Raw genomic sequence first — 23,608 nt, 5'->3', positions numbered from 1 at the left:
TTATAATTAATAAATTGCATATATTTTGTTCATATTAACGTATATATTAGTTTATTCTTGTTAAGTTTGTAATTATAAATATCGAGTTATGAATGCATTTATGTTACCATTAGCTATAGGAGCACCACAGATCGTATTAATCGTGATCGTGGTTTTACTAATATTTGGAGGTCGAAAAATTCCTGAATTGATGAGAGGATTAGGAAGTGGAATTAAGGAGTTTAAAGATGCATCTAAGGATGATGAAGATACCACTACAAGTTCTGCTTCTGATGCTAAAAAGGTTGAAGACACCAAGTAGTCCTAAAAAAATAATACTTAAAAAGCCCGTTCTCATCGAACGGGCTTTTTATTTGATAACCAATCTTAAAATTTTCTTTTAAGACTTATTGAATTTTAATGTTTTTAGTATCGCATCAAGCTCAAATACATGATCTCTTTTACTGCTCGCTGGTCTAAAAATAAATCCTTCAGCAATTAAATATCGATCATTTTCTTCGTCTCTAATCGCATAATTTACAAAGGGCCCAGCCATATAAGCGTTGTTCACTTCCCATGTCCCACGGGTTTCGTAAGCAAAATGTCCATCGATCTTAGTTTCAAATAAATATGGCGCAAAAGCTTCTTCCGTGATCATATAACTTCCTTCTACAGGTCCCGGAATATATTTTTCACCAATGCTATCACGCATTTTTACAATATTAGCGATTACACTAGAATCTTTATCGATAGTGCTTAACGGAACTTCGTAAACTAAGATCTCCATCAAGCCTTTTGGTATTTCCTTTCTTATCCAGATAAAATCGTCTTCCTGTGCTGCATATCGATAAGCTGTTGGAAACTTCATAGAAACGCCAAAGGCTTCTTCCAGCTCTTCATCAGATTCTGGCGACTTACCAATTCTACGCTGCTTTTCTTTAATTTCGGTAGCTTTTAAAACATCTATAATACTATCTGAAGATGAATTAATACGCTCAATAATCTGCTCCTGACTCTGGCCGCTAATTATGATTCCTGTTTGCGGAGTAGCATATTGATCCTTAACAATAGCCAAACTGTCGTTACCTTTTTCAACCTTTAAATATATACGGCTACGACGTACAAAACCGGTAAATGTATTTGGAGGAATCTGACTTAAACTGAATAAAGGCTCATCCTGTGGTAAACCTTCTACCGGTGCTGCAAGATTATCTCTTAAGGCATCACCAACCTGCCCTTCCCAAAGGCTATTATCCATTACTACAGAAAGCTGATTGATATTCCCTGAAGAATCTGCTAAAATACGTTTTGCGGGCTCATCAGATTTTTCTTTACAGGATATGATCGTTAGAAGAGAAAGCGCAAGAAATACTAATTTTTTCATGATATTAGTTTTGAATTTAAGTTTGGTTATTAGCCTTTAGACACCTTAATTTTCATCCCTGGTTTAAGGCGTGTACTGCTCATATCATTCCATGTCCTCAAATTCTGTACCGTAACGCCTGGGAACTTCTTAGAAATGCTCCATAACGAATCTCCCCGCTGTACTGTATATATTTTTGTATTTCCCTTTTTGTTGGTTTTCGCGCTACTGGATGCCGTAGCCTTTTGTGTGGTAGCTACTGGTTTTCTGGGGTATATGGTTAAATATTGGCCTATTCTAATATTATTCCCTCGTAAATTATTCCAGCGCTTTAAACTACTTACTCCTACTCCATATTTTTCTGCAATTCTTCCTAAATAATCTCCGCTTCTTACTCGGTATCTAATACGATCTTCTGTTTCAACGTATTTAGGCAAAGGCTCTTCCCTGTTTGCTATTTCCTGCTCCGCATATTGATAAATGGCAGATTCATTATTTACAAAAGCGCCTGTTTTTGTTCTTGGCAACCTAACCACATAATTTTTATCTTCTACAAAAGGAATAATATCCAGCTTATAACTTGGGTTTAAAAATTGAAGTAACTCCTTATTAGTTCCGGTGATCTTAGCAATATGATCAAAGGTTAGTAGTTCCTTTACCTGAATAGTATCGGTTTGAAAATAAGGAATTTCTGGTCTTTTAGGCTGAAAATTATGCTCATCTGCATATTCAAAAATATATAAGGTTGCTAAAAATGCCGGAACATATCCCGCAGTTTCTCTAGGCAAATAACGTCTTATCGACCAATAATCTGTAGATCCACCACTTCTTCTTATTGCTTTTGAAACATTACCAGGACCAGAATTATAAGAAGCTAACACCAAATCCCAATCTCCAAAAACTTTATAAAGTCGGGATAAATATTGTGCTGCGGCCTCGGTAGCTTTTACAGGATCCATACGCTCATCAACATAACTACTCACGTTAAGATCGTGCATTTTACCCGTAGTAAACATAAACTGCCATAAACCGGTAGCGCCAACTCGGGATTTTGCTCTTGGATTTAAAGCAGATTCTACAATAGCAAGATATTTTATTTCTAGCGGAATATCGTATTTATCTAATTCTTGCTCGAACATTGGGAAGTAGTAATCACTTAATGCCATTAAGCGTTCCATAGCCTGTTTATTGCGCTTTAAATACATTTTTATAACACTTTCCAGACTTGGGTTGTATTCAATGTTAAAAGGCGTTCTGGCGTTTAATTTTGCTAATCGAGCTTTTAAAGTATCAGTAGGCAAATCATCAAAAACAACTTCTTCGTAATCCTGTTCTGCTATGGATTTTTGAATAGTTTCATATAGATCTGAATTAGTAAGCTCTGCTCGCCAAACAGAATCTATTTTTGCGGCATGAGGCATATCACTTAGCGAAACTTTGGAAGAATCTCTGATCACTGCAGAAATTGGTAATTTTTCCTGAAATTCTGGATCTGGATCTGCAAGTATGATCTCTGTACTATCTACTTTTTGAAAAATCTGAACTCGGAAATTGGCTTTTTCTACCTGTTTTTTAGATTTTTCTTTTTCCTGAGCACTCACAGCGAAGGCTGCAAATAATCCCAGTAATAAACACACTTGCTTCTTCATATCTCGTTTAGAACCTATTTTTCCTACGTTTAAGGATTTAAATTTAATGTTTACAAACTTTTAATCTCGATTTCTAACTAAGAACCTCGAAAGCTTATTTCGAGGTTCTTAAAATTAGTTAAAATTTTGATCAAAAAGTATACCTTGTTTTATCGAAAATCGGTATTTCAATAAAGGTTTATTTGCTAATAGCTTCAATACCTGGTAAAGATTTACCTTCTAGCATTTCTAGCATTGCACCACCTCCGGTAGAAACATAACTAACTTTATCTGCAAAGCCAAATTGTTTTACCGCAGCTACAGAGTCTCCTCCTCCAACTAGAGAGAAAGCACCGTTTTTAGTAGCTTCAGCAATCGCTTTACCAAGTTCGATCGTTCCTTTTGCGAAAGTTTCCATTTCGAATACTCCTAACGGACCATTCCAAAGAATTATTTTAGATTCTGCGATAACATTAGAGAAATGTTTTAAGGTTTCTGGCCCAACATCTAATCCCATCCATCCATCAGGAATATTATCTACAGATTCTACCTGAGTGCTTGCCTGTTCAGAAAAACTATCTGCAATTATAGAATCTACAGGAAGATGTACCTGTACTCCTTTTTCTTTTGCTTTTTTAAGAATATCTAAAGCTAATTCCTGCTTATCCTCTTCCACAAGTGAATTACCAATAGATCCTCCCTGCGCTTTGATAAAAGTATATGTCATACCACCACCAATAATCAGGTGATCTACAGCATCAAGAATATTTTCGATTACTGTTATTTTAGAAGATACTTTAGCTCCTCCTAACACGGCAGTTACCGGCTTTTCCTTACTATTTAATACTTTATCTAAACTTTTTATTTCTTTAGCTAATAAATAACCAAAGCATTTATCTTCAAAAAATTGCGCTACAATTGTAGTTGAGGCATGAGCTCTATGCGCCGTACCAAAAGCATCGTTTACATAGATATCACCAAGTTCTGAAAGTTGTTTTGCAAAATCTTCGTCACCTGCTTTTTCTTCACTATGAAAACGTAAATTTTCAAGTAAAAGAATTTCTCCAGATTCTAGCTCATCTGCTGCTTTTTTTACATCTGCACCTACGCAGTCTTCTACAAATTTTGGCTCTACACCAACAACTTCAGAAACTTTACTAACGATATTTTTTAAAGAGAATTTTGCTTCTTTACCGCTAGGACGACCAAGGTGAGACATCAATACAACACTTCCGCCGTCTTCTAAGATTTTTAAAATAGTTGGTTTAGCAGCTTCAATACGGTTAGCATCGGTTACTTTAAGATCATCATTAAGTGGTACGTTAAAGTCCACACGAATTAAAGCTTGTTTATCTTTAAAATTAAAATCGTCTACTGTTTTCATAATTTCGGTTTATTACAAATATAATTTTTTCCGAAGATATAAAACCGCATATAACTTTTATATTTGCTCATGCTTTTTTCAGAAATTGTAGGATTACCACATATTAAAAATCATCTTACCACTACGGCAGATAATAATCGCATACCTCATGCCCAGTTATTTGTTGGTAATAGTGGTAGTGGCACCTTGCCAATGGCAGTCGCTTACGCACAATACTTACTTTGTAAAAACCAAGACGGAGAGAACCAAAATGGAAACGCATCCTGTAATTTAAAGTTTACCAATATTTCACATCCAGATCTTCATTTTGCTTTTCCGGTGGCTACTAATCAAACCGTAAAAAGTCATCCGGTTTCAGCGAATTTTATGGAAGACTGGCGTAGCTTTATTAAGAATAATCCCTACGGAAGTTTAACCGATTGGTATGAGCATATTGGTATAGAAAACAAACAGGGACAAATTGGGGTAGATGAAGCCCAGGATATCGTGAAATCTTTATCCTTAAAAGCGTACGAGGGCGGCTTAAAAGTAATGATTATCTGGATGGCAGATCGTATGAACACGGCTGCAGCGAACAAACTTTTAAAGCTTATAGAAGAACCACCAAATAAAACCATTTTTATTCTGATTGCTGAAGACGAAGAGCAAATTATACAAACGATTAAATCGAGATGCCAAACCTTAAGCTTCCCTCCTCTTGCTGAAGCCGATATTGCTGAAAAACTAATAGCTTCACAAAATTTAGAAACTCAGGAAGCCAGTTTAATTGCGCATCAATCTAACGGAAGCTACACAAGAGCATTGCATCTTTTGCAAAATGATACGGCAGATGATCAATATGAACAATGGTTTATCGATTGGGTACGAACGGCATTTAAAGCCAAAGGAAATAAAGCAACCGTGCTGGAATTGATAAGCTGGAGTGAAGAGATTGCTACGATGGGCCGTGAAAAACAGAAAAGCTTTTTGTTGTATTGCCTGGATTTTTTCAGGCAGGCCTTAATGCTGAACTATAAAGCCGAAGATTTGGTGTTTTTATCACCTAAAACCAAGGGATTTCAGCTTAAAAAATTCGCTCCTTTTGTGCATGGCAACAATATTCTACCCATCACAAAAGCAATTGAAGACGCTATTTATCACATCGAAAGAAACGGAAATGCAAAGATTGTTTTAACCGATCTTTCTATTAGGCTTACCAGATTTTTACATATAAAAGCAGCTTAAAAAATGGCTAAAATTTATTTTAATGTCGCTTTACTGCTAATATTGGTCTTTTTGCTTATCACTTTTTTTATGTCGTTTTTAGAAAAAGTAAGTGATTATAAAGGCACAAGATCGTTTATGGAATCTCATTTTAAAGACAGCTTTTTGGCAAAAAAGATAGTCTTTCTTTTACCAATTTTGGTCTTTGTAGAGTTGATCGCGGTTATTTTGCTCATTTTAGCGATCATAAACCGAATATTTAGCTTCAGTAGCCTCAATTTTAGTCAGTTTTCGCTAATAAGCTGTGCGATAAGCCTAATGATGCTTCTTTTTGGGCAGCGCGTAGCCAAAGATTACCAAAGTTCTGCCGGAATTACCATTTATTTTATCCTTGTAATCCTGGGATTCTTCGCTTTAGGCTAATAATTCAAAAAATTACGTGATTATCGAAAATAAAAAAGCCCGGCTAAAAACCGGGCTTCAAAACCTATAATTTCAAGATCTATTATTCTGCTGAAGTTGTATCGGCTTCAGTTTCTTCAGCCGGAGCTTCTATCGTTGGCTCACCACCGTAGCTCTCGTTCAATTCTTTTAAAATTTCATCTGTAATATCTAAACCTTCTTTAGCATACATGATGTTTGCAGATTCGTTGCTTCCAAAAATATAAGTATATCCATTTTCTTCTCCGTACTCTGCTACAAAATCTTTCACTTTTTCAACAACCTCGTCGATAGCTGTATCACTATCGTTTCTTAATTGCTGACCAATCATTTGGCTTTGTTGTTGTAAACGTTGCCCTTTTTGCTGAAGCTCCTGCTCTTTCGCCTGTCTTTGTGAAGCAGACATCGAATTCATGCTTTGCTGATATTCCTGAACTTCCTGCTGAAATTGTTGCTGCGGACCAGTAATTAATTGTGTTAATGAATCTCTTCGGGATTCAAACTTAGCTTCCACATCTTTCATTTCTTTATAATCCTGAATAACTTTTGTAGTATCTACATAAGCTGTTTTTTCCTGGTTACAAGAAATTAATGAAATTGCTACTGCTCCTATTGCGATTAATTTTTTCATCTTAAAAATTTTTTAGTCGGCAGCAAATGTAAAAAAAGTATTTTAAGTGAAATGCTTAGTACAATAAGAGAAAGTAAATCCAAAAACTTTTTAGATTGAAAGTTTAAATTCTTGGTTGATATACTCAATTTCATTGAAATTAAACATTATAAAGTATAATTATCTAAAATTAAAATATAATAAGAATACTTTATTAAAATTAACCAATTATAAGAAGATTTTAGAGCGTTTTAAAATTTCAATATAGAATTTACTGTTTCAAAGGCTAAATAGTGCTTAAATCGGCTTATTTCGCTTACTTCGATGATTTTTTAAAGAAATAGACCATCGAACTGTATTCACCGGTATTAGCAGCAGCTAAATTTGATTTTAGACCATTTTTAAAGGCAGAAAATAATTTTTGCTTTCCCGAGCGATGTTTTTCTGAAAGCATACTTACATAAAATGAATCAAATTTTAATCCGGTAGAATTATAGAGTTGAAATCCATTTTCCAAAAATAATGTCTGAATTCCAATTTTTGAAAAATGCCATAAATGTCGAGGAACATCAAAAGCCGCCCAGTGCTCTTTATAAATTTCAGCATCTTTACTTTTATAATTAGGAACCGCAATAACTAAAATTCCGTCATCTTTTAGTAATCGATGAAATTCTTCAATTTGATGATTAAGATTTGGCACGTGTTCTAAAACATGCCACATACTAATTACATCGTAAGTATCAGAAATTTCTGATAGATCAGATTTTAAATCCAGATCCTTCTTATTAGCATTTGCTCTGGCAATTTCACTTGGCTCTACTCCATTAACTTCAAAATAACGAGAAGCCGCATTTAAAAAATCTCCAGTACCTGCTCCAATGTCCAAAAGTTTTCCGCTAGATTTTTCTTTTAATATCCAGCCGACTTTTTTCTGAAGCATATAGGCTTTTACAATATTGTATAATTTATCGGTAAAAGATTTTGATGCGTCTGTATGAGAAATATAATCTTCACTTTTATAATAAGCGGAAAGATTTTCTGGAACAGGTTCCGTCTTTAAAATATCGTAATGTTTCCATTTTTTTAATCGATATTCTTCTCCGCTTACTAAATGATCTTTGCAATAAATTGTTGAATCTTCCACTTAAGGTAATGCTTTATAATTTTTCTGATATTTGAAAAAGTCGATTTCTAATTGCTGAAGAAAATTTCTAACTCTGCTTGAATATAAAGATGAGGTTGAAATATGATCGTTCCCTTCGTTATCTGAAATTGTAATATTCACAAAGAATTTTATTGGACCTGTATTATCGTCACGACCCTTTTTATTAAACTCTGATTCCTAATAATTATTTTCGTCATCATCATTTCCCAATAAACCATCGAGTATTTTTTCGGCAACAGGAATATCGGTATAGACTTCTCGATCATCTTTAACGTTAATCGTTACCAAAAATTCTTTTTCTAATTCAGGAAAAAGAATAATTTCAGAACGAATTAAATCATCTTCCCTATTTAAATCTAAATAATTTTTGAACCAGGATTTTGCAATTGGGCGTTGAAGTTTTGTTTGAAATAGATAATAATTTTGTCCGCTATCTGTCTCGACAATTCTAGAACCTTCAATATTAGGAACCGAATGTGTTGTAATTCGGCATCCAGCTAAACTAAAAATTAGAGCTAAAATTATACAATATCGATACATAGAAAATTAGATGTTCCACGTGGAACGTTCAGAATTTAACGTCCCATATAAACTAATAAAACAGATACATCGTTTGGACTAACACCACTAATTCTTGAAGCCTGCGACACATTTGCCGGTTGTACTTTATTTAGTTTTTCTCGAGCTTCAAAAGACATAGATTTAATCTTGGAATAATCAAAATTCTTCGGAATCTTTACATCTTCCAAACGATTCAATTTATCGGCATTATTCTTTTCCTTTTCAATATATCCAGAATACTTTACCTGTATTTGTGTTTGCTCTAACATTTCAGTATCCAAAGCATTTTCCTGAATATACTCTTCTACTCCTGGAAATTTCCGAACATCTTCCATCGCAATTTTTGGTCTTGAAAAGATCTTAAAAATCTTATCAGATTGTTTCATTGGTGAGGAATTATAATCAGCTAAAACTGGATTTGCATATTCAGGAATTACAGAAGTATCTTTTAAGAAAGAAACAAAAGAAAGCGATTTCTCCTTCTTCTCTTCCATTTTTCGCATCCTATCTTCAGAAGCCATACCTAAATTATAAGATCTTTCTGTTAATCTAAAATCGGCATTATCCTGTCTTAGTAAAGTTCGATATTCAGCTCTAGAGGTAAACATACGATAAGGTTCTTCTGTACCCTTGGTAATCAGATCATCGATAAGCACACCAATATAAGCTTCATTTCTTTGCAGAATAAAAGGATCTTTTTCCTGTACTTTTAAAGCCGCATTTATACCCGCCATCATTCCCTGGCAAGCTGCCTCTTCATAACCGGTGGTTCCGTTTATCTGACCGGCAAAATATAATCCTTCAACCAATTTAGTTTCTAAAGTATGTTGCAATTGTGTTGGTTGAAAATAATCATATTCTATCGCGTAACCAGGTCTAAAGAACTTCACATTCTCAAAACCGGCAACAGATCGCAAAGCATTATATTGAACGTCTTCTGGAAGCGAAGTTGAAAATCCGTTCACATAAACTTCAACCGTATTCCAACCTTCTGGCTCTACGAAAAGCTGGTGACGATCCTTATCTGCAAAACGATTAATTTTATCTTCAATCGAAGGACAATAACGCGGACCTAAACTTTTAATTCTACCATTAAACATTGGAGAACGATCAAAACCGGAGCGTAAAATATCATGTACCTCGTTTGAGGTATACGTCATATAACAAGAACGTTGTTTACTTAATGGTTTTGTTTCATCTGAATAAGAAAACTTACCAGGAACTTCATCGCCCGGCTGTTCGATCATTTTAGAATAATCTAAAGATCTACCATCAACTCTTGGCGGTGTACCGGTCTTCATTCTACCAGCTTCAAAGCCTGCATCGATAAGATCTTTTGTGATTCCGGTTGCAGCAGCTTCCCCTGCTCTACCGCCACCACGTTGCTTATCTCCAATATGAATTAATCCATTTAAAAAAGTACCATTGGTACATACTACAGATTTAGCTTTTATCTCAATTCCCAGAGAAGTACGAACACCCGTAATCTTATGATTTTCGATAATTAAACCATGTACCATTTCCTGATAAAAATCAAGATTAGGAGTTTGTTCTAAACGCAATCTCCAATCTTCAGCAAAACGCATACGGTCACTTTGTACACGCGGACTCCACATCGCTGGCCCTTTTGATTTGTTCAGCATTTTAAACTGAATAGCGCTGGTATCACTTACCAAACCACTATATCCTCCCATGGCGTCAATTTCCCGAACGATCTGACCTTTAGCAATTCCGCCCATAGCAGGATTACAACTCATTTGCGCGATATTCTGCAAATTCATCGTAATTAGCAAGGTACTACAGCCCATATTCGCGGCTGCAGCAGCAGCTTCACTACCGGCATGTCCAGCTCCTACAACAATAACATCATACTCCGTATTGAACATAAAATCTAATAATATTTAAAATTGTTCCACGTGGAACAATTTAATTTTTTCACTCTCTTTTCTACGCATTAATGCAGCATCCTCTTCAGACTTATCTTTGTAACCACAGTAATGCAAAATACCATGAACGATGACTCTTTTTAATTCCGTGTCAAAGTCTTCATTAAATTCAGCAGCATTCTCCTTCACACGTTCTGTACTTATATAGATATCTCCATTCAAAAGATTACCCATAGAATCATCAAAACTAATAATATCGGTGTAGCTATCGTGATCTAAAAAACGCTGATTGATATCTAACAAATATTCATCGTCACAAAAAATATAACTTATCTCTCCAAGTCGTTTTTCTTCAGAAGAAATTACACGCAGTAACCAATTTTTGTATAAATCAGTATTCTCTAAATTAAAGTCGTTTTCAGAATAAAAATTGATTATACCGTCTTCGCTATTCATTGAAATAAGTATTGATACGTTTCTTTAAATTCGGGCGCAAAGGTAATGTTTGTCTATCTAATATTTCAATGCTATTAAAATAATCTTTAATATCGATATTTGGCTCATAAGACTGATTATCAAAACGGCGTAAATTAGATTTGCTTTTTCTTTCTTCCAATTCCCCTTTCTGATTAATAGACTGTTTAAGGTATAACATTTTTTGGTTTATTCTATCTAAAGATTCAAGAGAATTTTGATTGAGATTGTTGTTGAGAATATCCTTTTCCAAAGAATCATAATCCTGCTTCAAATCCTCTAAATCCATACCATTCTGTTGCAGGATTTCATTAAGCTCATTGCGGATTTCTTCCTGCCTTTTATAAATTTCAAAAAGTTCAGATTGCGCTCCCTCTCCTTCCTGCTGTTGAGAACCCTCTTGACTCTTTTGAATTTGCTCCTGAATATCATCCCCAAGCTGTTGCTGTTTCTTTATAACATCAGGAAGTTGCGGACCTCCACCTTCACCTCCACTTCCGGCAGAACCGGAACCATTACCAGAGCCAGAATTCATTTGATCATTCATATTATCCAAAATCTCGTTTAAAAGCACCGCAAGATCATTGGCTCCGGTAGTTGTGTATTGTTGAGAAGAAAGTGCTTTAGATAAGCGAACATCCGCAAGCTCATCTAAAGAATTATCGAGATTGAATGAAACCTCTTCTAAATATTCGAAAACTTTCTCTGCTATAAACTCATTGTTCAATCCTAAAGTAAATAAACTATCGTCTATATGTTCAAAGTTCTCTTTTAAAACATATTGATTCTTTAATTCTGAAGAAAACTCGGGGCTACTAGAATTAATTTCTCTAAAACGATCCATTAGATTCTCCTGTTCAAAAGAAAATATAACAAGATTGTCCAAAACTTTACGCAAGGCTTCTGTATCAGCCTGTAGCATTTCCATTTCCATACTCGAAGAACTTTGTCTCATTTCCTTTGCAAGCTCTTTCATTTTTTCGCCGGCATTTTGCTGGCCTTTCTTTTTTTGTTCTTCGCTAGAATTATTCTCGTTGGACTTTAAATCTTCTAAATCCTTATTGATATCCTGTTCAGATTCTTTATTCCTTTCGAGGGATTTTGGTCGTTTTAGATCCTGATTTTTATTTTGAAGTTCATCCAAATCCTTTTGTATTTGTTTGAATTTAGAATTTATATCTTCCTGAGAACTTTCAGACTTCTCTAAATTTTCTTGCTCCTGCCCTAACCTATTTATTTTATCAACTAACTGATTATACTTTTGCTCAACATAATATTGTTTAGTTAATTCTACCAGTTGCTCTAAACTTCTTTTTGAAGACTTCTTGTTTTTTGATAAATTTCGAAGCTTTTTTTGAAGATTTTCATCTTGAATTTTATCCGAATATTCCTTTAGCTCGTCCAAAAGCTTGTGATTATCTTTAAGTTTATCCTGGCTATTTTCCAGCCGATCTTTTAAGTTCTTAGCATCTTTATTTTCAGGATCAGCGTCAGAAAGTTTCTTTTCAATGCTCTTAGAAAATTTCTTCATTAACTCATTTTCTCTTTCCTGAGATTTTATAAATGACTCTAACTTTTGCTTTTGCTCATAATCAAATTCTTTATTTTCTAATTGATCATTAAGCAAATTATTAAGCTCATCTTCCTCTTTAAATTTTTCAAATTCCTTAGATAAATTATCAATATTCTCTTCTTGATCTTGTAATTCTTGATCACTAATTTCTTCTGATGTTTTATTATAAAAAGTAAAAAATTCTGAAGAAGCCGATTTACTTCCATTCACCTCATCATTGTCAAAAACCTGAAAAAAGTATTCATAACTACTCCCTTCTTCAACTTCTAAATCTCCAGGAAAAGAAGAATAAAACTGACTTACATTTCCTCTATTAAAACTGATTGATTTAGACTGAAATTCTTCCTCTCCTACTTTTCTATATTTCAATCTTAAATTAGAAATACCATGATCGTCACTAATCTTTCCACCGTAAAATTTTGAAGAACGATTTATAGAATCTACTTTCTCTTCAACCGTAATTTTTGGGGAACGATCTTTTACAATTTCTAACTGAAATGATAGTGGCTGGTAATTTTTTAGAACTGCATTCGAAGTAGATAAAGTATAATTTAAAGATTGGCTAAAATGATCTTTAAAATTATTTTCTACTTCTATTAAAGTGTCAGGAAATTGAAGATTTACAGTTTTTGTATTACGATGCTGAAAGTTCCATTCCAATTCTGTTCCTTCAGGAATAGTTAAACTTCCTTCACCGTTGATTTCTTCATTTTCTAGATCTAAATATTCAGGATATTGAATTTGAATATTAAAATTAACCAATTCAGGAACCGGAATAATTGCTAAATTATAAGTTTCAGAACTTATATTATTAGTTTTAAGTTTAAATTCCTGATTTTCAGTAACATTCCTAAATATATGAGTAAAGCGTCCAGGTTCTAGTTGCTTCATAAAGTATTCGGCATCACCAACATTTATTTTTACCTGATTAGGAACTTCCTCACCTACTACATTAACTTCCAATAAATAATCTTCACTTTCAATAACTTTAAGATCTTCGTTATTAAGGATAAAACTAAAAGGAGCTGGTTTTGTATACACCTGGTCATAATTTTTAATACGATCAAACGAATTGAATAACCACTCCCCTTTTCCACTAATTACAAAAGCTAGAATTAGTAAAACAGGAATCGAAGCTGCCAACATATAATTTCGATATTGGCTAAAATTCACAGCCTTTTTAAAATTATAAAATTTAAGCTCGGATGCTCTTTGTCGAATTGCTGCCTCAAGGAATTCTGAATTTCGTTGAGATTTCAACTCTATTAAATTCAGCAAACGATCATCGATTTCAGGAAAATATCTACCAATTAGAATGGCGGCTTCCTTATCTGAAATAGCACGATTAAGATCTAAAACTTTTAGTAAAGGTAAACCGATAAAGAAGATTAATAGGATTAATTCAACCACCAAAAATGATACGAACAGCACAAATCTAAAACTGGTGTCAAACCAAATAAAATTCTCTAAACTCAATACAAGCAAAAAAAATAACAGCCCACTCAAAACAAACAAAGCACTTCCTTTTATAAGAAGGTTTAATTGATACTTTCTTATAAAGGATTGTAATTGATCTTTAACTGCTTCAAATTCTGCCATAAAATTCATTCTTCATTTCCCCGGGTTTGGGCTAAATTCAATTTTTAAAAGTTCACAGTTTAGAAATTTAAAAAATGAAAAGTAAATAACTCTGCTCCTATCTAATTGATTAGCCTAAATGTAAGTAATATTCAGCATAAATAACAGTCGTTTAATATTTGAAAAATTACCAAAATCCCAACAACACATATTTTAGGATTGCATCATTTAGGTTGTATCTTTGCCACAAAAATAAAACCATTTATGTCTTCTAACGTACGCGTAAGATTTGCACCAAGTCCAACGGGGCCTTTACACATTGGCGGAGTAAGAACAGCTTTGTACAATTATTTGTTTGCTAAAAAACATGGCGGTGACTTTATTTTAAGAATTGAAGATACCGATCAAAACAGATATGTTGAAGGAGCCGAGCAATATATTATCGATTCTTTAAACTGGTGTAATATTCCTTATGATGAAGGACCAGGAAAGGAAAAAGATTGTGGGCCATATCGCCAAAGCGAACGCAAAAGCCTTTATAAAGCTTATGCCGATAAATTAATTGAAAGTGGTAATGCGTATTACGCTTTTGACAGTGCTGAAGATCTAGACAAGCATAGAAAATCTCACGAAGCTGAAGGTAAAACTTTTATTTACAACTGGCACAATCGCGAAAAATTAGACAATTCTTTAGCCTTACCAGAAGCAGATGTTAAAAAAAGAATTGAAAATGGCGAAAACTATGTAGTACGTTTTAAGTCTCCACAAGACGAAATTCTTAAAATTTCTGATGAAATTAGAGGAAATATGGAGATCGATACGAATATATTAGATGATAAAGTTTTGTATAAAAGTGATGGGATGCCGACCTATCACTTAGCGAATATTGTAGATGATCATTTAATGAAGATCTCTCATGTAATTCGTGGTGAAGAATGGTTACCTTCTTTAGCATTACACTTTATGTTGTATCGCGCTTTTGGATGGGATGCACCAAAATTTGCACACTTACCACTTATTTTAAAACCACAGGGTAAAGGAAAATTAAGTAAGCGTGATGGTGATAAATTAGGTTTCCCGGTATTCCCTTTAGAATGGAAAGATCCAAAAAGCGAAGAAGTTTCAGCTGGATATCGTGAAGACGGTTATTTTCCAGAAGCGGTGACCAACATGTTAGCTTTCTTAGGATGGAACCCGGGAACAGAACAGGAATTCTTTTCTTTAGCCGAACTAGCTGAAGCTTTTGATCTTAAAAGAGTTCATAAAGGCGGAGCTAAATTTGATCCAGAAAAAACAAAATGGTTCCAACAACATTATTTACAGGAAGCCGATAATGATTTTATTGCTGAAGAATTTTTAAAGATTTTAAAGCACAAAGAAATTGAAGCTACCAAAGACTACACAAAACATGTAGTTGAATTAGTAAAAGAACGAGCTGTTTTTATTGAAGATATTTGGGAACAGGGATTTTATTTCTTCATCTCCCCTACTTCTTACGATCCAAAAAATGCTAAAAAAGCATGGAAAGAAGGAACCAACGAACTAATGAACGAACTTATTGAAGTTCTGGAAAGTGTTGAAGATTTTAAAGCGGCGATAATTTCTGAAAAAGTAAAATCCTGGATACAATCTAAAGAAGTAGGTTTTGGAAAAGTAATGCAACCTTATAGAATTTCTTTAGTAGGATCTCTACAAGGTGTAGATATTTTTGAAATTTCTGAAGCTATAGGAAAACAGGAAACTATAAACCGAATTAAAACGGCAACAAAAACTTTGAGCTAAAATTCGATTATTTTATAAAAAACAAAAGGCTTCTAAAATTAGAAGCCTTTTTTAATACTTTTAAGCCTATTTCTCTATTTAGATGAAGTTACTACTCGTTTTACTCCAAATATCTTCGCTACAGCCTTTAAAACGATCGCTTTTTGAGCAATTGCTCCAATGGCATTTCCAAAGACACGAACAGGAGAAAGAGAATCTTTAACTTCTTCTACAGTTAGTTTAATTTCCTCTTTATCGATCTGTGTTTGTAGTTTTAGGATCTTTAGATCTCTATCTATTTCTTCAAAACTGGTATATTGTTTCATTAATCGTCTTCATTAAAGATTTCACGTGAAAACTTCTTCAGCATAAACTTCGTTAAAGGTTTTTTGCCAAAGATCACGAACACAACTATCATTACCAGATAAAAACCACCTACAATAAAAAATCCAGAGGATGGCTGCTCTAAAGCTGCGCTAATTGCAAAAGCAATACCCATAGATACAAATGCCACTGCTGTACTTAGCGCAAAAGCAACAATCAAAAAAGTTACCAGTGAAATGGCAGACTTTGATGATTGCTTAAATATTAAAAGTTTGTAATATTCGGCATTAGAATGCGCAAATGCCTTTACATTATCGTTAAGTTCGTCAATACTATTAGTTAGTTTTTCAAACGCCATAAATATTAGACCACTACTTTATTCGCTTTCGTTTCAGCCTCTTCTTTCTTTGCTTCTTTTTGCAGTTTAGCGTTTTGCTTTCTTAACTCTTCAAGTTTAGATTCCATCGCAGATAAGATATCATCAGCTTTATAACTTGCGCTAGATAATGTTTCTTCTAATCTTTCTTCGAAATCTAATTTCGCTTTTTTAGCTTTTTCGGTAAGATTTGATGCTGTTTCGTTGTACTTTTTGTTGAAACGATCCTGAGCATCTAATGCATCTTCTCTTAATTTCTTTCTTGTTTTTTCACCTTTATCGGGAGCATATAATAAACCAACTCCAGCTCCAATAGCTGCTCCGGTTACTAATGCTAACAATGTGCTTCCTGTATTTGCCATAATAAAATAAAGTTTTTGATTAATACTTTCTCTCAAATATACAGTATGAACAGGTTACCCCTTGTTAATAACCGGTTAATATGTATTTTAGCTATACTAAAATATTCTTAAACAAGAACTTATACAAGGATTACTTCTGTTTTTTAGCCCAACTATCTCTTAGGGTTACTGTTCTATTGAACACTAAATGATCTTTTGTGCTTTCTTTATCGATACAGAAATACCCTATTCTTTGAAACTGAAATTTCTCTAATTCTTCTGCAGAACTTAAGCTTGGTTCTACATAACCGGTAATTACATTTAACGAATCTGGATTTACAAATTCTATAAAATCTCTATCCTTTACGCCATCTGGAGCTTCTTCTGTAAATAAGCGATCGTAAAGACGAACCTCAGCTTTTATCGCATGTTTTATAGAGACCCAATGTAGTGTTCCTTTTACTTTTCTAAGAGATTCTTCTGTACCACTTCCACTTTTACTTTTAGGGTCGTAAGTACAGTGAATTTCTAGTATATTACCTTCTTCATCTTTAACTACATCTTCTCCTTTAATGATATAGGCATTTTTAAGCCGAACTTCCTTATTTAATGTTAACCTAAAGAATTTACGATTAGCGCTTTCTTTAAAGTCTTCTCTTTCGATATATAATTCACGGCTAAAAGGAACCTGTCTAGATCCTGCAGCTTCATCTTCAGGATTATTTTCGGCTTCCAGCCATTCTTCTTCTCCTTCAGGATAATTAGTGATCACCAATTTTACAGGATCTAAAACACCCATAACTCGTGGTGCTTTTTTATTTAAATCTTCACGTACACAAAATTCTAAGTGAGAAACATCGATCATATTCTCACGTTTTCCTACACCGATAGATTCAGCAAAATTCTTAATAGATTCTGGTGTGTACCCTCTTCTTCTTAGTCCAGAAATGGTTGGCATTCTTGGATCGTCCCAGGATTCTACAATTCCTTTTTCTACCAGTTGCGCAAGCTTACGCTTACTTACCACAGTATGACTAAGGTTTCTACGCGCAAATTCTCGCTGTTTAGGGATAAACTCTCCCGGTTTGCTCACTTTGCCAATAAACCAGTTATACAATTCTCTATGTGGTAAAAATTCTAGCGTACAAAACGAATGTGAAACCTGCTCGATAAAATCACTTTCACCATGCGCCCAATCATACATAGGATAGATTTTCCATTCCCCCTCTGTACGGTGATGCGGTTTATGTACACAACGATACATAATTGGATCTCGCATAAGCATATTTGCACTGGCCATATCTAATTTTGCACGAAGTACATGAGCACCTTCTGTGGTTTCTCCATTCTTCATTTGCTCGAAAAGATCAAGGTTTTCCTCAGTGCTTCTGCTTCGATAAGGACTTTCTGTTCCCGGTTGGGTTGGTGTTCCTTTTTGCTCTGCAATAGCTTCAGAAGTTTGGCTATCTACATAAGCATCTCCATTCTTAATTAATTCTACTGCCCAATCGTATAATTGCTGAAAATAATCTGATGCATAACATTCCTTAGCCCACTGGTAGCCAAGCCATTGCACATCTCTTTTTATCGCATCAACAAACTCTCTTTCTTCCTTAATAGGATTGGTATCATCAAATCTTAGATTAACAGGAGCGTTATATTTCTCTCCCAAACCAAAATTTAAACAAATCGAAGAAGCATGTCCAATATGCAGATAACCATTAGGTTCTGGTGGAAAACGGAACATTAAATTTTCCTTTTTATAATCTGCCTTTAAATCTTCTTCTATGATTTGCTCAATAAAATTGAGTGATTTTTTTTCTTCAGCCATACGTTAAATCAGCATCCCAATTACAGGATATGAATAAATATTAGTTCAAATTTTATAAAATTTCATCCAAATTTTAAGGATAAAATTAATTGCTCTTTCCTTCAGTTTTCAATTTGAATTCTGATAAAATCAACTACCAGATCAAATCTCGAATACCAAATAAATTACCTAGAAGCAAGCCTACAAGGTATTTGTTGGAAATAAATTTTTAATTTCCAGGCAAACCTTAAGGTATTATACCCTTTGGCGTTGCCCATAAAATAAGTTACAAAGTTATCAAAAATTAATGCATCGCATAAAGTTATCTTAAGCAGAATTATATATCGAATCTTTAAATGAAAATTACTACGGAAGAAAACAATTCAGCATAAATAATTTTAAAGAATTAAAACAGTCCTATCTTTGCTAAAAACATATTTGTGGGAAGTATAAAACTGAAAAATATTAGGGTATTTGCTTATCATGGCTGCCTTGTTGAGGAAGAAAAAATAGGAAGTGATTATCGCGTAGATCTTAAAGTTAAAGGAGATCTGTCTAATTCGGCTACATCAGACGAGTTAATAGATACGATCGACTATGTACATTTAAATAAGATCGTAAAAGAAGAAATGGCTATACGATCTAAACTTTTAGAAAGTGTGGCCGAACGGATTAATAATCGCGTACTACAAGAAATCATTATGGTGCAAAAGGTAAAGGTTTCAGTATCAAAAATTAACCCGCCAATTGGAGGTAATGTGGCTATGGTTAGTGTAACCCGAAGTAAATCCAGATAGATTTTTAGTTTTAGAACTTAAAATTTTTATTACATTTGCGTTCCCAATTAAAAGGGCATCGTGGCCGAGTGGCTAGGCAGTGGTCTGCAAAACCATGTACAGCGGTTCGAATCCGCTCGATGCCTCTTCAAACAAAAGGCTTTCCAATAATCTGGAAAGCCTTTTTTTACTGCTTTTTTTGATAATTGCTATTGAAAAACTTTTTCTTCAGGTCAACTAAACTTCAACTTAAATTCCAGATCATTTTTAAAAAACAAATGCTGAAATTCGATAATTTCAGCATTAATTATTTTCTTCCGAAGTATATAAAATGATCAGGATTTATTTTCGAATAATCCTATCCCGTCACCGGGAGTAATATTATCGATCTGTTCGCGAATCTCGTTCACTTCACCAGGGAAAGCACCCTGTGAAATCAAAACAATCCCAAAAACCACTAACATCACGCTAATTCCCTTCTTCATCACGTAAATTCGCTTAGGCGTAAGTTTTCTATTAAGTTTTTTAGCCAGTAAGATCTTAAATACATCAACAATTAGATAAGTTACTAAAACTGTACTAAAAAACACTAAAATACGATCGCTTTGCATTTCTAGCCTGGGTCCAAAAACAATAATTAATCCCAACCAGAAACCAAGCACACCAACGTTTATAAAATTCAGTAAAAAACCTTTTAAAGCCAGGCCTAAATAATCGCTTTTACCAAGCTTTCTAATATCTGGACTTTCTTCTTCCTGTGGTAATGCCTTTTTGGTTTGAATAAAGGTCATTACACCGTAAGTGGTAAGAATCACACCTCCAAAAATGAACAATGCAGGATCATCTTTTATACGTTCTAAAAGCTTCGTAGTACTTAAATATGCAATAAACAAGAATACCGTATCTGCTATAATTACGCCCAGATCGAAAGATATAGCCGCCCTAAAGCCTTTTATTGCTGCGGTCTCCAGTAATACGAAGAAAACTGGTCCCAACATAAAAGCCAGAAATAAGCCTAATGGCATGGCTGCTAAAATATCATGTAGCATAAGCTGTATTTAGAATGCAAAAATAAAAGATTAGTTTTTTCTCAATACTTTACCACCAAACAATGTGCTTTTATCGATCTCTTCTGGATCACCATACACGTTTACGGTACCTCCTGCTTTAACCTTAGCAGTTACTTTTCCAGACACTGTAACATCAGCCACGCCGCCTGCTTTAATATCTACATTTAGATACTCAGATTGCAGGTTTTTAGCATAATATTTTCCGCCGGTGTTAATATTTACTTCTTGGTGGTTTACTTTTCCTGAAGGTGTTAATTTACCACCACTTCTAATTAGCGCTATTAAATTATCAACTTCAAACTCACCTGTAATATCGCCACCTTCCTGAGCTTCCAGCGTAAAAAATTCAGCATTAATTTTATCGGCTATAATTATCGAAGCATTTTGTTTGGCTCTTACTTCGTCGATACTTTTGTAGTAAAGTAGCACCTGCGTATCATCATCGTCATCAAAAATATTATCGATACCTAACTTTATTTTTAAAGTAGCATTTTCGATATCAAATTCTACATCTTCTCTACTCTCTCCGGTTACCACGGCTTTATTTTCATTCCCTCTAACGAGTTTTACCGGTAAACCATCGTAAACAAATATCTTCTGAAAATCTGCAAGATCGTGTTTGGTTTCCTGTGCACTAAGGTTTAATCCTAAAACCATAAATGCAATAATCATTATCTTTTTCATGCTTTTTAAATTATTCTATCCTTCAAAATCTTCTTTTAGGCCCAACATAGTAAAGTCAAGATGACGTTTTACCAGATCAGCATTTTTTACTTTTACATAAACCTCGTCACCTAACTGATAAGTTTTATTAGTTTTTCTACCAATAACGGCATAATGCTCTTCGTTAAATTCGTAATGATCGTCTGTTAGATCACGTAAACGAATCATGCCTTCACATTTATTTTGTTCAATCTCTACAAAAATTCCCCAATCGGTTACTCCAGAGATCACACCTAAAAACTCTTCGTCCTGGTGATCCTGCATAAATTTAACCTGCATGTATTTTATCGAATCCCGCTCGGCATTAGACGCCAGATTTTCCATTTCACTACTGTGGTGACATTTTTCATCATAAACATCTTCACTGGCAGAATCTGCTCCATCGAGATAATGCTGTAACAAACGATGTACCATAACATCTGGATATCGACGAATTGGCGAGGTAAAATGCGTGTAATAATCGAAAGCTAAACCATAATGGCCAATATTCTCTGTACCATAATAAGCTTTGCTCATCGTTCTAATCGCAAGCGTATCTACAAGGTTTTGTTCCTTTTTACCCTGTACATCCTTTAAAAGACTATTTAGAGAGCTTGTAACACTTTTTCTATCGGTTAGATTAAGCGAATGTCCAAAACGACCAACAACAGTTTGTAAGGATGCTAATTTTTCTTCATTTGGCTCGTCATGGCAACGGTACACAAAAGTTTTCTTAGGCTTTTGTTTTCCTATATATTCGGCTACTTTTTTATTGGCGAGCAGCATAAATTCTTCGATAAGCTTATTGGCATCTTTAGAGGTTTTGAAGAACACTCCTACTGGTTCGTTTTCTTCGTCTAAATGAAATTTCACTTCTACTTTATCGAAAGAGATCGCTCCTTCCCGCATTCTTACCGAACGCATTTTCTTAGCTAAGCGATCTAATTCTAAAACAGCTTCAACGATATCATCATTAACTTGATAAGCACCTTCTTCGCGAATCGAAATATATTCAGGGATCGTATTCTCTTTGGTTTCTATAATATGCTGCGCTTCTTCGTATGCGAATCTAGCATCAGAATAGGTTACCGTTCTACCAAACCACTGGTCTTTTACTTTTGCATTTTTATCTAATTCGAATACTGCAGAAAAGGTATATTTCTCTTCATTTGGTCGTAAAGAACAAGCCCCATTCGATAAAATTTCTGGTAGCATTGGTACTACCCGATCTACTAAATAAACCGAAGTTGCACGTTCGTAAGCTTCTTCATCTAAAATCGTATCGGGTTGCAGGTAATGTGAAACATCGGCGATATGAACACCAAGTTCTATATTTCCGTTTTCTAGTTTTCTAAAACTTAAGGCATCATCAAAATCCTTGGCATCCTTTGGATCAATCGTGAAGGTTAAAACATCGCGCATATCACGACGCTTTTTAATTTCATCTTTAGTAATCGAAAGATCGATCTTATTTGCAAATTCTTCTACTTCTTCTGGAAAATCTGCTGGCAAGCCGTATTGTGCTAAAATCGAATGAATTTCAGTATTATGATGTCCAGGAGTTCCTAAGACCCTCGTAATAATTCCGAAGGGCGAATCGGCACGTTTTGGCCAATCATCAAACTCCACCAACACCTTATCACCATCCTGTGCTTCTCCTAGTTTGTTTTTCTGAACAAAAAAGTCGGTATACATTTTTGGATCATCAATCACTACAAATCCAAAATCTTTCTTCAACTGCAAAACACCAACAAAACTGCTTCGTTTACGTTTGATGATTTTGGTGATTTCACCTTCAGATTTCTTTCTTCTTCGGTGTTTATAAACATAGATCTCTACCTCATCGCCATGAAAAGCAGCGTTTAAGTTTTGCTGCGGAATCATAATATCATCTTCAAACTCATCCACAATTACAAAACCATAGCCTTTGGTAGACATATCTAAAATACCGGTGTGGTAATTCGCACCTTTTTCTACCATAAATTTTCCGCGATCTACCTGGTTGATCTCTTTTTTTGCCGCTAACTGCGCTAATTTCTTGGTAATTTGATTTCGGCTACTAGGATCGCCTACGCCTAATTTTGCCGCAATTTGTTTATAATTATAAGCTTTACCGGCATCCTTTCTTAGAATATCGGTGATCTTTTTATCAAGATTTCCCAGCTTTCCGCCAGATTTATTCTTTTTCTTCTTTCGTTTCATTCCCATATACAGGTAAAATTAGTGTATATAACTGATTTTAGATGAAAATGAATGTAAAGTTTTGTTAAGTCACTTCGTAAAATCTGGCATTCAATTTTTCGAATTCTACGTTTTGGGATAAAATAAAAATGAATTACGTACGTTAAAAATGTTATAGTTATCTTAATAATTTCTTAATTTTGCAAAACGATTTTATAAAGTTATTTAGCTAATTTTAATGTAATGAAGTTGTTAGCCTCCAAATCTAGAAGATTCTTTCTTTTATTTTTCCTCATTTTTTTAGTTGGGGTGATTGGCTTTGTGACCTATATCAACCGCTCTTTAAATCAAAGATCTGAGCTTGATCCCAGACATACTTCCGTTCAGCATAAAATCTCTCATCATAATTAATAAATAAAGTG

Annotated in this window: 21 protein-coding genes and 1 tRNA gene; 6 read left to right on the top strand and 16 right to left on the bottom strand. The window is 34.3% G+C overall.

Annotated features, from left to right (window positions below; translation table 11 throughout):
- Positions 1 to 88: 88 nt before the first annotated feature.
- Entirely contained in the window at positions 89 to 301 is a 213-nt protein-coding gene (locus tag BM201_RS02605; RefSeq protein ID WP_092539825.1) for a twin-arginine translocase TatA/TatE family subunit, read from the top strand.
- A 78-nt stretch (positions 302 to 379) separates the two neighbouring features.
- Here BM201_RS02605 and BM201_RS02600 read toward each other — a convergent pair whose 3' ends face one another.
- The 3 genes from BM201_RS02600 to BM201_RS02590 all read right to left on the bottom strand — a co-directional run bounded on the left by BM201_RS02600 (position 380) and on the right by BM201_RS02590 (position 4,354).
- Positions 380 to 1,363 (bottom strand): DUF4837 family protein, encoded by a 984-nt coding sequence (locus BM201_RS02600; RefSeq protein ID WP_092539824.1) that lies wholly within the window; start codon positions 1,361 to 1,363, stop codon positions 380 to 382.
- A 29-nt stretch (positions 1,364 to 1,392) separates the two neighbouring features.
- A complete protein-coding gene (locus tag BM201_RS02595) occupies positions 1,393 to 2,991 on the bottom strand; it encodes a lytic transglycosylase domain-containing protein (RefSeq protein WP_092539823.1) in 1,599 nt (532 codons plus the stop codon).
- 178 nt (positions 2,992 to 3,169) lie between these two features.
- A complete protein-coding gene (locus BM201_RS02590) occupies positions 3,170 to 4,354 on the bottom strand; it encodes a phosphoglycerate kinase (RefSeq protein WP_092539822.1) in 1,185 nt (394 codons plus the stop codon).
- Between the two features lie 69 nt (positions 4,355 to 4,423).
- On the opposite strand from BM201_RS02590, the gene BM201_RS02585 reads away from it, so the two are divergent.
- A complete protein-coding gene (locus BM201_RS02585) occupies positions 4,424 to 5,578 on the top strand; it encodes a DNA polymerase III subunit (protein WP_092539821.1) in 1,155 nt (384 codons plus the stop codon).
- A gap of 3 nt (positions 5,579 to 5,581) precedes the next feature.
- Complete coding sequence (locus BM201_RS02580) at positions 5,582 to 5,980, top strand: DoxX family membrane protein (RefSeq protein ID WP_139219115.1); 399 nt, start codon at positions 5,582 to 5,584, stop codon at positions 5,978 to 5,980.
- A gap of 82 nt (positions 5,981 to 6,062) precedes the next feature.
- On the opposite strand, the gene BM201_RS02575 is transcribed toward BM201_RS02580, so the two are convergent.
- The 6 genes from BM201_RS02575 to BM201_RS02550 form a co-directional block, all read right to left on the bottom strand.
- On the bottom strand, positions 6,063 to 6,629 hold the full coding sequence (locus tag BM201_RS02575) for an OmpH/Skp family outer membrane protein (protein WP_092539819.1): 567 nt from the start codon (positions 6,627 to 6,629) through the stop codon (positions 6,063 to 6,065).
- Positions 6,630 to 6,924: 295 nt separating this feature from the next.
- Positions 6,925 to 7,752, bottom strand: a complete 828-nt coding sequence (locus BM201_RS02570; RefSeq protein WP_175486959.1) for a class I SAM-dependent methyltransferase — start codon at positions 7,750 to 7,752, stop codon at positions 6,925 to 6,927.
- A gap of 198 nt (positions 7,753 to 7,950) precedes the next feature.
- Positions 7,951 to 8,313: a hypothetical protein gene (locus BM201_RS02565; protein WP_092539818.1), complete on the bottom strand. Its 363-nt coding sequence runs from the start codon at positions 8,311 to 8,313 to the stop codon at positions 7,951 to 7,953.
- 35 nt (positions 8,314 to 8,348) lie between these two features.
- Complete coding sequence (gene mnmG / locus BM201_RS02560; protein WP_092539817.1) at positions 8,349 to 10,220, bottom strand: tRNA uridine-5-carboxymethylaminomethyl(34) synthesis enzyme MnmG; 1,872 nt, start codon at positions 10,218 to 10,220, stop codon at positions 8,349 to 8,351.
- Positions 10,221 to 10,235: 15 nt separating this feature from the next.
- A complete protein-coding gene (ybeY, locus tag BM201_RS02555; protein ID WP_175486993.1) occupies positions 10,236 to 10,658 on the bottom strand; it encodes an rRNA maturation RNase YbeY in 423 nt (140 codons plus the stop codon).
- 10 nt (positions 10,659 to 10,668) lie between these two features.
- Positions 10,669 to 13,866: a coiled-coil domain-containing protein gene (locus BM201_RS02550; RefSeq protein ID WP_139219113.1), complete on the bottom strand. Its 3,198-nt coding sequence runs from the start codon at positions 13,864 to 13,866 to the stop codon at positions 10,669 to 10,671.
- 243 nt (positions 13,867 to 14,109) lie between these two features.
- Between BM201_RS02550 and gltX the strand changes: the two genes are divergently transcribed.
- The gene (gene gltX / locus BM201_RS02545) at positions 14,110 to 15,627 is read left to right on the top strand and encodes a glutamate--tRNA ligase (protein WP_092539814.1); all 1,518 of its coding nucleotides are present in this window, start codon (positions 14,110 to 14,112) and stop codon (positions 15,625 to 15,627) included.
- A gap of 74 nt (positions 15,628 to 15,701) precedes the next feature.
- Here the strand turns inward: gltX and BM201_RS02540 are convergent, their stop codons facing one another.
- From BM201_RS02540 to BM201_RS02525, 4 genes are all read right to left on the bottom strand, one after another.
- The gene (locus tag BM201_RS02540) at positions 15,702 to 15,932 is read right to left on the bottom strand and encodes a DUF6327 family protein (RefSeq protein WP_092539813.1); all 231 of its coding nucleotides are present in this window, start codon (positions 15,930 to 15,932) and stop codon (positions 15,702 to 15,704) included.
- Positions 15,932 to 16,288 carry a phage holin family protein gene (locus BM201_RS02535; protein ID WP_092539812.1) on the bottom strand — a complete coding sequence of 119 codons (357 nt, stop codon included), beginning with the start codon at positions 16,286 to 16,288 and terminating at the stop codon, positions 15,932 to 15,934. Before BM201_RS02535 ends, BM201_RS02540 begins: the two co-directional genes overlap by 1 nt.
- A gap of 5 nt (positions 16,289 to 16,293) precedes the next feature.
- Positions 16,294 to 16,668 carry a YtxH domain-containing protein gene (locus BM201_RS02530; protein WP_092539811.1) on the bottom strand — a complete coding sequence of 125 codons (375 nt, stop codon included), beginning with the start codon at positions 16,666 to 16,668 and terminating at the stop codon, positions 16,294 to 16,296.
- A 130-nt stretch (positions 16,669 to 16,798) separates the two neighbouring features.
- Positions 16,799 to 18,478, bottom strand: coding sequence for a glutamine--tRNA ligase/YqeY domain fusion protein (locus BM201_RS02525; protein ID WP_092539810.1), 1,680 nt, complete (start codon positions 18,476 to 18,478; stop codon positions 16,799 to 16,801).
- Between the two features lie 419 nt (positions 18,479 to 18,897).
- Between BM201_RS02525 and folB the strand changes: the two genes are divergently transcribed.
- Together folB and BM201_RS02515 are read left to right on the top strand one after the other, a co-directional pair.
- Positions 18,898 to 19,254 (top strand): dihydroneopterin aldolase, encoded by a 357-nt coding sequence (gene folB, locus BM201_RS02520; RefSeq protein WP_092539809.1) that lies wholly within the window; start codon positions 18,898 to 18,900, stop codon positions 19,252 to 19,254.
- Positions 19,255 to 19,308: 54 nt separating this feature from the next.
- A tRNA-Cys gene (locus BM201_RS02515) sits at positions 19,309 to 19,379 on the top strand.
- A gap of 189 nt (positions 19,380 to 19,568) precedes the next feature.
- Here the strand turns inward: BM201_RS02515 and BM201_RS02510 are convergent.
- From BM201_RS02510 to rnr, 3 genes are read right to left on the bottom strand one after another with little or no spacing between them, the layout of a single operon-like run.
- On the bottom strand, positions 19,569 to 20,282 hold the full coding sequence (locus BM201_RS02510) for a LysE family translocator (protein ID WP_092539808.1): 714 nt from the start codon (positions 20,280 to 20,282) through the stop codon (positions 19,569 to 19,571).
- Between the two features lie 30 nt (positions 20,283 to 20,312).
- The gene (locus BM201_RS02505) at positions 20,313 to 20,987 is read right to left on the bottom strand and encodes a head GIN domain-containing protein (protein WP_092539807.1); all 675 of its coding nucleotides are present in this window, start codon (positions 20,985 to 20,987) and stop codon (positions 20,313 to 20,315) included.
- A 15-nt stretch (positions 20,988 to 21,002) separates the two neighbouring features.
- A complete protein-coding gene (gene rnr, locus BM201_RS02500) occupies positions 21,003 to 23,213 on the bottom strand; it encodes a ribonuclease R (protein WP_394333726.1) in 2,211 nt (736 codons plus the stop codon).
- Positions 23,214 to 23,608 lie beyond the last annotated feature (395 nt).

It is taken from the genome of Zunongwangia mangrovi (genome assembly GCF_900112105.1).
GTDB classification, from domain to species: domain Bacteria; phylum Bacteroidota; class Bacteroidia; order Flavobacteriales; family Flavobacteriaceae; genus Zunongwangia; species Zunongwangia mangrovi.
This window is presented reverse-complemented; position numbering and strand designations above follow the sequence as displayed.

Coding starts and splice junctions, on each gene's coding strand:
- BM201_RS02605 (WP_092539825.1), top strand. CDS start 89: ATGAATGCATTTATGTTACCATTAGCTATAGGAGCACCACAGATCGTA.
- BM201_RS02600 (WP_092539824.1), bottom strand. CDS start 1,363: ATGAAAAAATTAGTATTTCTTGCGCTTTCTCTTCTAACGATCATATCC.
- BM201_RS02595 (WP_092539823.1), bottom strand. CDS start 2,991: ATGAAGAAGCAAGTGTGTTTATTACTGGGATTATTTGCAGCCTTCGCT.
- BM201_RS02590 (WP_092539822.1), bottom strand. CDS start 4,354: ATGAAAACAGTAGACGATTTTAATTTTAAAGATAAACAAGCTTTAATT.
- BM201_RS02585 (WP_092539821.1), top strand. CDS start 4,424: ATGCTTTTTTCAGAAATTGTAGGATTACCACATATTAAAAATCATCTT.
- BM201_RS02580 (WP_139219115.1), top strand. CDS start 5,582: ATGGCTAAAATTTATTTTAATGTCGCTTTACTGCTAATATTGGTCTTT.
- BM201_RS02575 (WP_092539819.1), bottom strand. CDS start 6,629: ATGAAAAAATTAATCGCAATAGGAGCAGTAGCAATTTCATTAATTTCT.
- BM201_RS02565 (WP_092539818.1), bottom strand. CDS start 8,313: ATGTATCGATATTGTATAATTTTAGCTCTAATTTTTAGTTTAGCTGGA.
- mnmG (WP_092539817.1), bottom strand. CDS start 10,220: ATGTTCAATACGGAGTATGATGTTATTGTTGTAGGAGCTGGACATGCC.
- BM201_RS02550 (WP_139219113.1), bottom strand. CDS start 13,866: ATGGCAGAATTTGAAGCAGTTAAAGATCAATTACAATCCTTTATAAGA.
- gltX (WP_092539814.1), top strand. CDS start 14,110: ATGTCTTCTAACGTACGCGTAAGATTTGCACCAAGTCCAACGGGGCCT.
- BM201_RS02540 (WP_092539813.1), bottom strand. CDS start 15,932: ATGAAACAATATACCAGTTTTGAAGAAATAGATAGAGATCTAAAGATC.
- BM201_RS02535 (WP_092539812.1), bottom strand. CDS start 16,288: ATGGCGTTTGAAAAACTAACTAATAGTATTGACGAACTTAACGATAAT.
- BM201_RS02530 (WP_092539811.1), bottom strand. CDS start 16,668: ATGGCAAATACAGGAAGCACATTGTTAGCATTAGTAACCGGAGCAGCT.
- BM201_RS02525 (WP_092539810.1), bottom strand. CDS start 18,478: ATGGCTGAAGAAAAAAAATCACTCAATTTTATTGAGCAAATCATAGAA.
- BM201_RS02510 (WP_092539808.1), bottom strand. CDS start 20,282: ATGCTACATGATATTTTAGCAGCCATGCCATTAGGCTTATTTCTGGCT.
- BM201_RS02505 (WP_092539807.1), bottom strand. CDS start 20,987: ATGAAAAAGATAATGATTATTGCATTTATGGTTTTAGGATTAAACCTT.
- rnr (WP_394333726.1), bottom strand. CDS start 23,213: ATGGGAATGAAACGAAAGAAGAAAAAGAATAAATCTGGCGGAAAGCTG.